Below are 11,820 nucleotides of genomic sequence, written 5' to 3'. Positions count from 1 at the left end.
AATATTTTTCCGACAGTTAAAAAGGCTGCTATTAATCGAAAAAATACCTTTTGTAGCATTTCAATTTAATAAATATTATTGAAAAAGATTTCCCTTGGTTTTAATTTTCGTTAAAATGGTTAAATATTAGCTCCTTAGTGTTTCAATGTTGAAAATACTTCTAAATATTAGATGTATGATTTGAACTTTTAGGCGATAACTGAATTTTGAATTAGGTATTTCGGGTAAAAGTTTATTTCTGAAAGTGCAAAAAAAATTCCGGGGTCTTTAATGATTAACAACTATTCTGAAGGTTTTTTTTGTGCCAAATTTTGTAGTTGCTGTGAGGAAATAAAGTGATTCCTGTAGCATTGATATATCTACTATTATTTTGTTTTCAATAATTTCTGGGTTGTATATAGCATTTATCAATTTCCCATTTATATCATGAATTTTTATTTGGTTAATAAAATTAATAGAACTGCTGCCTTGTAGATATAATTCTTTGGATGCGGGAATAGGGAACAGAATTAATTCCCCTAGTGATAAATCATCCGAGTTACTGTTTAAGGGCTCAAATAAAATATCATTAGAAGAGTTAAGAACATTAATTCCGTCCTCATTGGAAATAATACTCCCATTTGGATATGTTAGGTCATGGCTTATAGAAATGGGATTGTTACTGTTTATTACCTTGAAAGTTATGTTAATTACAGTGTTTGTTCCAGTAATCGATGTGCCTAGATTGCCTGCGGCAAATCTTACCAATCCAGGAATTGCAGTATCGTTTAAAATTATTACATCAAAATCGAATTCGTTTGATAGTCCTTCTAACTGAAGCGCTGCTGAGTTGTAATTCAATTTTACCTGTATACCATTATATTCTGTGGTTCCAGCTATTGCCTCTAAGGTATAGGTTATGTACTGATCGTTTACGAATGGTGGTTCCGCGTCTAAATTAGCTACTAAATCAACAGATTGGGCTGAAATGCTACCGTAGAATAGTGTTAATAATGATATTTTTAAAATAGTAAATGCTTTCATGATGCTAAGTTTAATCGTTTTGAGTTTCCCCTATCCCTCCATAGTTCCCTGAGAGTAAGCTAAAGTCAATAATGTTTACAGTTTGGTCTCCATTAAAGTCAGCATTAGGGCTGTAGCCTGTATTTCCTTCACTAAGACCAAAAGAACCTTCTAAGATTCCATAGTCTGAAATATTTATTGTGTTATTATTATTTGCATCTCCTGCTAAAAGCATTTCTATATTAAATGTTCCATTAGAAGAAATAGATATACTTTCAGCTCTTTGTAAATACAAAAAATATTTTAATACAATGATGTAATTATCCAAGCTAATTGCGGAACTTAAAGATAAGTTGCCTGCAGAATCTGCAACCTCATTAAATACATAGGCAGGCGTAATTAGGTCATTGGTAGAGTAGAAGGTTATTTCGTAGGGCCCACTATAGTCTAACCGACCCTGAAGCGAAACATTCAAAGTGATATTAAATTCGGCAGTTTCAACAACGCTAACTATTTGATCACACGATAATGACGTTTGTCCAGATTGATCCATAGCAGTCCATGAAATAGTGGTATCCCCCAAAGGGTAAGGATCATTAAGTGATAATGCGTCAGATCGAACAGGAGTAAATATAAGTTCTTCAGAGCAATTGTCAGTGCCTATAGGGTCTGAAATAATTACAGAAGCCTCTACTTCTCCTAAATCTACTGTTACGGTTATATCTGTTGAGCAAACTATTTCAGGAGATTCGTCATCAAATATTGTTATCGTTTGAATGCAGGGATCAGAGGTGTTTCCAGTTTCGTCAATAGCAATCCAACTGATCGTTGTCGTCCCTTCGGGGTAAGGGGCGTTTAAGTCTAGTCCATCAGATCGAGTAGCTTCAAATATAAAAGTAGAACTACAATCATCGATTGCTGTAGGATCGTCAATTGTTATGCTAGCTTCGCAAAGACCAAAATCGGCAGCTTGGTTGATATCACCTGAACAGCTAATAATGGGGGCATCTCCATCAGTTATGGTTACTGTTTGTTCGCAAGTATCTGAGGTATTACCGGCTTCATCAATTGAAGTCCAATTAATTGTTGTCGTCCCCACTGGGTAAGGGGCGCTCAGGTCCAATCCATCAGATCGGGTAGCTTCAAATGTAAAGGCTGTGCTGCAGTCATCCGTTGCTGTAGGATCGTCAATTGTTACGCTAGCTTCACAAAGTCCCAAATCGGCAGCTTGGTTAATATCACCCGAACAGCTAATAATGGGGGCATTTCCATCAGTTATAGTCACTGTTTGCACGCATGCATCAGAAATGTTTCCGGCTTCGTCCATTACAGTCCAAGTTATTGTAGTCGTTCCCACAGGATAGGGATCATTAAGGTTCAGTTCATCAGATCGGCTGCCTTCAAAGGTAAAGACTGTGCTGCAGTTGTCTAAAGCTGTTGGGTTGATAATGGTCAAATTAGCCTCGCATAGACCGATATCTGAGGATTGGATAATTTCAGGAGGACAATTTATTTCAGGTGACTCGTTATCAATAACTTCAATGTTTTGAACACACTCTAAAGAAGTATTTCCGGAATCATCTGTAGCTGTCCAAGTAATTATCGTTACACCTAGAGGGAAGGGGTCTGTTAAAGGTAAAGTATCGGATCGTATGCCAAGAATATTCAAGTTAGTACTGCAATTGTCTGTTGCCGAAGGGGGGACAATAGGGGCCACAGCGTTGCACAGATTTCCTCCTGAGGAAAATATTAAATCTGTTGGGCAGTTTGTAATGATTGGAGCTTCTGTATCTTCATTTACTGTCCAGTTAAAAATAGTAATTACTGGTGAGCTACCAGATTTAGAGACTGTGACCTCCACATTGTAAAATCCATCACCATTTGGCCCTCCAGATGCAGCATCCACTGCTACAGTACCATAAATTAAACCGTTATTGGGTTCAATGTCAATACCTCCTGGTTGTCCGTTAATGCTAAATGAAAAAGGTTCTTCAGGGTCTCCGCCAAAAGCAGTTACAGTGAAATCGGCTTGGGTACCTACGCAATTGATTTGATCTGAAATAGGGTCAACATCTATTGGTATGGACTGTACAGCCATAATTTCTATGGCATTGATTAAAGGCTCATCTATATGACTTATAAACTGAATTTCGAGTACGCCGTCGGTCACAGTTGCGTTGTGCTGTACCATTCCAGCAATCCTATGACCATAGATGGCAGAGGGATCCAAATGGTCCACGGCTAACTCATTTTCTATGTTGACACTGAAGATGCGCTGTCCGGGATCCTGTGTGCCATGGTAGAGATTGGCAAAATACATGTTGACGATATATTCTCCATTGGGAAGCATTATTGAAAATATCATAGGTATAGAGGTAATGTCTACCCCGCGATCGTAGTTCATCACAGAGGTATAGGTGGTCTCATCTATATAGTCAGGAATCGAGGCATCACGGTTGGCGAAGACCATATCCGAGGCATTGACACTATAGGAACCTCCCGAGCTTACGTTGTAGCTAGGCCCCACTGTCCCTCCCAAAGCGGCATTGTCTTCCCAGATAGGGCCGCCATCGGAGGCAATGACTTCCGGCCCTCCGGCATTGATCCGCACAATTGGACTGAAAAGACTGGTCAATTCTCCCGCAACCGTAATCAAATTTGGGGAGTTGCTTCCGTTGTGGGTGACGCTTAGAGATGCTGATTTAAGTCCGATATCCTCTGTGGAGATAAAGTTGATGGGCACCTTGACCGATGTCCCGGGGTTGACCACTATCGGCAGCTCGGCCGAATGAGAGAAATAGGAAGCGTCACCCCCTGAGAAGGCGATTTCGGTAACTGTAATGGGGGAGTCCGTAGGACCTCCCTCATTGTTTAGGTCGATATATTTTGTTCTAAGGGAGTTGCTGGTAGGGGTCAGGCCAAACTCTAGCGGGTCAGGAGCAATGGATAGTACTCCATTTTGGTTTTCGTAAACCTCTATCAGGTCCCAGGTTGCGGTAAATGGTGTTGGACCTGAATTTCCCCTTGAAGTGGATATAATCCCAACGGCAAGCCCCTTGCTGTCCGAAGGGTCCAAAAAGCTGGATGGCAGTCCAATGGGAGAGCCAAGCACGTTTAGTGTCTGTCCTCCGTCCAGGGAATAGTAGGGCTGTACCGTATTGGCCGCAGGGTCTACGCTCAGGTAAAAATCCACGGCACTGGAGCTGAGGATATTCGGGACGTCGTAATTATTGGTGGTCAGTCCCCCTTGGTCTTCCAGGGCTACCTGAAGGCCGTTGACATTGTCACTGTTCAGGGTGCCGTTGGTCAGGACGAACTTGAGATAGTTGTCCTGGTCCCCGGTCCCGATAAAAATACCGTAGGACTGAAAGTCAATAGGGTCGGTCTGTGAGCCGTTGATGCTGAAATAGGGCGACTCAATCTGGCTGTGAATGGTAAAGGGGTTGGAACTAGTGTCGACATTGATGCCAAACTGGAAGGCGTTTTCCTGATTGTTGTTTGCCAAATGGGCATCACCCCCCGATACAAGGTCCACAGTGGCCTTTCCCGCTGCCCCGCCAAAGGAGAGGTCCTCTTCGTTGAACTGGTCGAGGTAGTCGGTTGCATTGTTGATCATGAGCCCGGTGAACCCCAGACCGTAAAACCCGGTGCCGGGATCGTTGTTCCAAAAGGGGTATACTATGGGCAGGCTGTTGGTGAGCCCGTTGTCAGGGTCCAGTGCAAAGGCATCATTGATGTCGTCTATACCGTCGTTGTCGTCGTCGTTGTCGTTGAGGTCGGAAATAAAGTCCCCGTCATTGTCCCTGGGCTTACTGCCCTGCGAGCAGTGGTTTGTACCATTGTCTATTTCGTCCTGGTTGGAATAGCCGTCCCCATCATTGTCCTCCGTTGAAACGTAATCGAGGTCCCCCGGCTGGCTGCAGTCCACTGCTGTGGGCTCGAAAATGGTTATGCTATTGGAGCCATAGGTGGCGGCCCAAACGGTCCCGGGGAAAACATGGTCATCGCCCATGGCGATAACGTCAAGGGGGATGTTCCCAAAGCCACTGAAGATGGCCTCGTACTCTTCTACCACATTTCCAGCCGCATTGAGCTTGTAGCGGTTTATATCGCCGTTAAAGGAGGCGGTCAGGATATCGCCCTGCATGGCGCCCCCAAAATTAGAGGCCGTATATTCGGCGATACCGTTGGTTGAAAAGTTGATCACGTCAAGGATGTTAACCTGTGTACTGCCAACGGGCTCATCCAGAAGGTACTCCCCTAAGTCAGACCTTTCGGGGAAATCTCCTATAGTAAAGGAATCGTTGAAGTATCCCGAGGTTCCGGGCAATAAATCCTGTAGGTCATGGGTGTTGGTAGCGACCCAATCGTCTGTTACTTCGTCGTGCTCATAGCTAATTACCATGGCCCGGTCGGGAAATGCCAATATGGGATTGGGATGGCCCCCGTAATATGAGAAATTGGCATCGGAAATAGTTCCCACAAAGTGCAGGGGATCACCAATAATGTAGCTTCCATTTTCATTGAGCTCGTTGGTGATGTAATGGTTGATAGGATCATAGGCTATCGTGCTCTCGTCCCCCAGAAAGGTGTCGTCGGCTTTGCTGTAAATCTTCGGTAGACCGCCCCAGCCGCTGTTGGGACCATTATCGGAGGTATAGATCCTTCCGTTTTGAGTGATGACCACGTCGTAGGGGTTTCTGTAGCCTGATGAGAATATCTGTATGGGCCCTCCTGCTTCTGGAAAGGCCTGGTTTAGGCTGTTGTTTCCCCCAAAGGGATCGCCAACGTCTATGGTGTTGTTGGCATAGGGGTGGCCGGCAGGGTATGGGAAGTCGGGGTCCCCAAAAGCAATATCGGCACGGGTGGGATCGTTCAATGTAGGAAGGTCGTACACATAGTCTGTATTGGTTCTGGGGTCCGTATAAACGGTCATGCCCTCAAGTTGAGTGAGGTTTACGATGAGAATGGCCCCCGATAAGAAATACTCTGGTGTTCCAGCAAAATTATTGCTTGGAGCTCCCTTGTTGCTGTTCCCTCCCTGGGATATCAGAAGGTAAGTGTTGCCATCGTTGGGGCTTACAAATATGTCCATACCATTGGTGGCATGCTGTTCCTCACAGCGAGGCAATCCCCTTATCAGGTCCACTTTGTTCCAAGAAGCTCCGTTCCACTCGAGCTTCGACAGCACGCCCGAGTTGGTGTCCAGATTGGTGTCGTCACCGGCACCGCCACCGCCAAAAAGGTAATCGGACGATGTGACATAAATTATGGGGTTTTCAGCCGTTCCGGCTGTCATGATTCCTGTGATCAGACGCTGTTGTGCGGGGTTTAGAATCCCTTGGTCATTGTGGTTGGGAACATCGGTTTGTATAACTGTTATTTCCTCAGGAGGATTGGAGGTTGTGTTTACGGTATAGGTGCCGTCGCCCATTGGTGCCCCATCACGTTCTATGGTAAAAGCCCATATCATTCCATTCTGTTGGGATACATAGAGTCTGTCGTCGGGACCAAAGTCCAATGAGGTGGGGTACAATACAGATTCCCCAACCAAACCGGACGACCCAAAGCTTATGGATTGTCCATAAATTTTGCAACATGGAGATAAATAGATTAGCACAAGTGAGGATAATGCTAAGACTACTTTTTGCGGGAAATTAATCGACATAACAATAATGTTTTTAGGTTATTGGTGTTGGCTGTCAACAAAAACAACATGATTGGAGAACTTAATAGAACCTGAAAAAGAGGGCATAAGCACCATTTTTAGTTTTATATGCATAAGCACATGTTTTTTTGTTGATAAGCTTAATTTTTAACAATCACCCTAAAAGTTCTTTTTGTTCCGTAATATGTGTTTACGGTTAAAAAATATAAAGCATCATCTAGGGTTTCAGTATTTATAATAATAGTGTTGTCGTTTGACTCAAAGTTGTTTAGGGTTTTAATGAACTTTCCGTTAAGGTCAAAAAGTTCAATTGTATTAATAGATTCAATAAAATGATTACTCTTTATAAAAAATTTCTTAGATGCAGGATTGGGATAAAGTTGAAGCTGACTTAAAAAGGAACTGTCGTTACCCTCTGCAGAACGCTCTATTATAATATCGTTGGTTTTCCCTAAGATGTATTTTCCGTTTTTATTGCAAACAATTGATCTATCTTGATTGATTAAATCATGTTTTATTAAAATAGGCTCATAAGGATTAATGATTCTGAATGTAATGGTGAAGACACGATTTCTTCCATAAATTTCTGAGCCTAAATCCCCAGCAGCAAATTTTACTTCTCCTGATGTAGAAGTGTCGTTAATAATTATTGCATCAAAATTATATTCAGTATTTAATTCTACTAATTCTAGAGCGTTAGGATTGTAATGGAGTTTGATTTGTAAACTGTTGTATAGAGTATCATTAGCAACAGCCTCAATAGTATAATTAATATACTCTCCTTTAATAAAGGGGGCTGACTCATTAATGTAAGATACTAAGTCCACAGATTGAGCTCTATTAGTATTAATAAAAAAGAGGGTAAAAATGCTTAGTGTGAAATATTTAAAGGCTTTCATAACATTATTGTTTTAATCGTATTGTGTTTCACCGGATAGTCCAAAGTTGCCAGATAGCAAACTAAAATCGGCCATATCTATATATTCGTCGCCGTTAAAATCAGTGTTTGGGTTGTAACTATTGTCACCAGGCGATGTATTCATAGCTTTTCTTAGAAGGTGTTTATCGTACCCGCTTACGGTGTTATTGTCATCGGCATCACCAGCTAATAATATTGGGATTATAATATTGGAATTTGACAAAATACTAGCATCGACTGCTCGTTGCAAATACAGCGGATGTTTAACTAGGATGACGTAGTCACCTTGGCTTATTAAAGAACTTAATGCTATTAGTCCTGAAGAATTGGCGGTTTCTTCAAAAGTATAAGCCGGTGTTGTTAAGTTATCCGTTGAATAAATTGAAATAAAATAGTTGCCACTATAATCACTACGACCCTGCAGGGATACATTTAGAGTTATATTATAGGCCGATAATTGAGTAACAGTAATAGTTTGAGTACAGGTTGATGACGAATTACCTGCTTCATCGATCGCGACCCATGTAATAATTGTATTTCCTAATGGAAAAGGTGAAGTAATGGCTTGATTATCTGATCTGCTTGGAGAAAAAATTAGATTTTGAGAGCAATTGTCAGATCCTGTTGGGTTAATTATGCTAATAGCAATTTCGGTTATTCCAGGATCAACAAATTCAACTATGTCATCGGGACAGTTGATTTCAGGTACTTCGTTATCAATTACCGTAATGGTCTGTAGGCAAGCATCTGAGGTATTACCGGCTTCATCGTTAGCGGTCCACGAAATGGTTGTCTCTCCAATAGGGAATGGATCTGTAAGCAGTAGCCCATCAGAGCGGGTACCATCAAAAGAGAAGGTATTACTGCAGTCATCGGAAGCCGTAGGATTATCAATTGTAATGGTAGCCTCACAAAGTCCAGGGTCTGTAGATTGATTAATGTTTGAAGGGCAGCTAATCACAGGGTTGCTGCCATCAGTCACTGTAATAGTTTGAATACATGGCTCAGATGTGTTTTCAGCCTCGTCTGTGGCTGTCCATGAAATTGTTGTCACTCCTACAGGGAAAGGAGCTGTAATTAACAAGCCATCAGATCGTGTACCTACAATTGAAAATAGCGTGCTGCAATTGTCATTGGCGGTTGGTTCTACTATGGAAATAGTAGCTTGACAAAGTCCAGAAGTTGCAGGTTGATTAATGTCAGCAGGGCAGCTAATCACAGGAATTTCACCGTCTGTAACTGTTACTGTCTGTTCACATGAATCTATTGGATTATTGCTTTCATCTAAAGCTGTCCATGAAATGGTCGTATCGCCAATTGGGAAAGGCGAGGTTAGTTCCAATCCATCGGAACGTAAACTCTCAAAAGTATAAGTGTTACTACAGCCACCATTAACGGTAGGGGGTGTAATGGTGATATTGACTTCGCAGAGTCCAATATTCGCTGATTCGTTAATGTCAATAGGACAGCTAATCATGGCGTCACCATCACCACCAGTTACCGTAACGGTTTGTAAGCAAGGATTAGAAGTGTTCTCGGCTTCATCATTAGCTGTCCATGAAATCGTTGTTTCCCCAAGAGGAAAAGGATCGGTTAGCAGTAGTCCATCAGATCGTACCCCTTCAAATGTGAAGATATTGCTACAACCATCGGTAGCGGTTGGTTCTACTATGGAAATAGTAGCTTCACAAAGACCTGGGTCTGTTGTTTGATTTATATCTGAAGGACAGCTAATCACAGGGATGTCACTATCACTAACAGTTATGGTTTGTACACAAGGTTCAGATATGTTATTAGCTTCGTCTGTGGCGGTCCACGAAATTGTTGTTGTACCTACAGAGTATGGTGCTGTTAACAATAAACCATCAGATCGGATGCCTTCATAAATAAATGATGTACTACAGTTGTCGTTAGCTGTTGGTTCAACTATCGTAATAGTAGCTTCACATAGTCCTTGTTCTGCAGGTTGGTTAATGTCTGCTGGACATATAATCACAGGGTTTTCTTCATCGGTAACATCTATAGTTTGTTCACAGCTGTCTATGGGATTATTACTTTCGTCAAAAGCAGTCCATGAAATGGTCGTTGACCCTATAGGATATGGATCAGTTAGTTCCATTCCATCAGAGCGAATTCCCTCAAAAGTGTATGAGAAGCCACATCCTCCAGAAGAAGCTGGTTCAGTTATGATTACAGAAGCTTCACAAGTACCAGTATCTGAAGTTTGGTTGATGATTTCTGGACATATAATTTGGAAAGTTTCGCTACCACCAGTCACAAATATGGTCTGTATACATGGATTAGATGAGTTTTCAGCTCCATCTGTAACAATCCAAGTGATTGTTGTGACTCCTACACTGAAAGGATCTGTTAATAGTAAGGCGTCTGATCTTGTTCCTGAATATGTTAATGTCGTACTACAATTATCTGTTGCTATTGGTGGAGTAATGGAGATTAATGCAGTACACAAACCAGTATCGGTCTCTTGAGTTATATCTGTAGCACATTCTGTTATTGTAGGTGCTTCGTTATCTTCTTGAACGGTCCAATTGAATTGAACTGTTTGTGGAGTACTACTCGGTTTTGATACAGTGACCTCCACAAGATGGATACCGTCATTGTTAATGCCTCCAGTTGATGCATTTTCTGAAATAATACCGTAAATTAAACCATTATTCGGTTCTATGTTTATTCCATCAGGCTGTCCACTAATCATATATGAAAACAATTCACCAGAATTACCGCCAGTTGCGCTAACAGTAAAATCAGCCACTCCTCCGATACAATTTGTTTGGTCAGCTATCGGGTCAACATTGATAGGTGTTGATTGACTCGTCAATATTTCAATAGCATTGATCATAGGATTCTCTACATTACTTGTGAAGGCAATGTCCAGTATACCGTCGCTTACAGTGGCGTTGTATTGAACCAGTCCGGCTATACGGTGCCCGAAGGTTGCCGCTATGTCGAAGTCGCTGAGTATGGTCTGCCCTTCAACATCAACACTGAAGATGCGCTGTCCAGGTTCCGAAGTACCATGGTAAAGGTTGTTGAAGTAGAGGTTTACCAGATAGTCACCATTGGGTATTGGAATGGAGAAAACCATTGGCGGTGAGGATATCCCGACACTTCTTTCCGAGTTCATTACTGTGGTATATGTCGTTTCGTCAATATAGTCCGGGATTGAAGGGTCGCGTTCGGCATAGACCAAATCTGTTCCGTTAATGGTAAAGGAGCCCCCCGAAGTGACACTGTAGTCAGTACCGGAAACTGCTCCAGAGGCGGTGTTGCCCTCCCAGTTTGGACCACCGTCCGTAGCTGTCACTTCAGGTCCACCGGCATTAATCCTGATGATAGGATTTATAAGGCTTGTTATTTCCCCAGAGACCTGAATGGAGGTTGGAGAATTGGCTCCAGAGTGTGCCACGGTCAGGTCAGCAGATTTAGGTCCTATATCGCTGGTAGGTATAAAGTTAATTGGGATTTCTATGGATTCTCCAGGGTTAATGATAATCGGTAAAACTGCAGAATGTGAGAAAAATGAAGGATCATTGCCGGAGAAGGAAATGGCATTTATGGTAATGGGAGGGTCTGAAGATACTCCCTCGTTACTAAGGTTTACAAAATTAGTAATGGTCGGGCTGTTGTTGGAAACAAAGCCAAAGTCAAGAGGGTCGGGGGACACGGATAATATCCCTTCTTCATATATTTCAGCGGAGACCTGGATGGGGGATGGGGAGTTGATTCCAGAATGTACCACGGTCAGGTCAGCAGATTTAGGTCCTACATCACTTGTAGGTGTAAAGTTTATAGGCATTTCTACAGATTCCCCAGGGTTAACGATAATCGGTAAAACTGCGGAATGCGAGAAAAATGAAGGGTCATTGCCAGAGAAGGTGATATCGTTTATGGTGATAGGGGGATCCGTTGGTGCTCCCTCGTTGCTGAGGGTTATCAAACTCGTTGTGGCAGGGCTATTGGTAGAAACCAAGCCAAAGTCAAGAGGATCGGGGGTAACGGCTAGTGTTTCAGAAGAATTTGTCGATTGGTTCGTCATTATTTCAATGGCGTTGATCAATGGGTTCTCTACATTACTTGTGAAGGCAATGTCCAGTATACCGTCGCTTACAGTGGCGTTGTATTGAACCAGTCCGGCTATACGGTGCCCGAAGGTTGCCGCTATGTCGAAGTCGCTGAGTATGGTCTGCCCTTCAACATCAACACTAAAGAT

At 42.4% G+C, this 11,820-nt stretch carries 4 protein-coding genes; all 4 read right to left on the bottom strand.

Annotated elements, in window-relative coordinates; genetic code table 11:
- Positions 1 to 267 precede the first annotated feature (267 nt).
- Positions 268 to 1,023, bottom strand: coding sequence for a T9SS type A sorting domain-containing protein (locus PWU04_RS09760; RefSeq protein ID WP_274475916.1), 756 nt, complete (start codon positions 1,021 to 1,023; stop codon positions 268 to 270).
- 10 nt (positions 1,024 to 1,033) lie between these two features.
- On the bottom strand, positions 1,034 to 6,670 hold the full coding sequence (locus PWU04_RS09755) for an HYR domain-containing protein (protein WP_274475915.1): 5,637 nt from the start codon (positions 6,668 to 6,670) through the stop codon (positions 1,034 to 1,036).
- 140 nt (positions 6,671 to 6,810) lie between these two features.
- Positions 6,811 to 7,569, bottom strand: a complete 759-nt coding sequence (locus tag PWU04_RS09750; RefSeq protein ID WP_274475914.1) for a T9SS type A sorting domain-containing protein — start codon at positions 7,567 to 7,569, stop codon at positions 6,811 to 6,813.
- Between the two features lie 12 nt (positions 7,570 to 7,581).
- Positions 7,582 to 11,820 (bottom strand): HYR domain-containing protein (locus PWU04_RS09745; protein ID WP_274475913.1); only part of this gene is annotated, 4,239 nt, incomplete at its 5' end.

This window comes from Mangrovimonas aestuarii, assembly GCF_028767185.1.
In the GTDB taxonomy this organism is placed as follows: Bacteria; Bacteroidota; Bacteroidia; order Flavobacteriales; family Flavobacteriaceae; genus Mangrovimonas_B; species Mangrovimonas_B aestuarii.
This window is presented reverse-complemented; position numbering and strand designations above follow the sequence as displayed.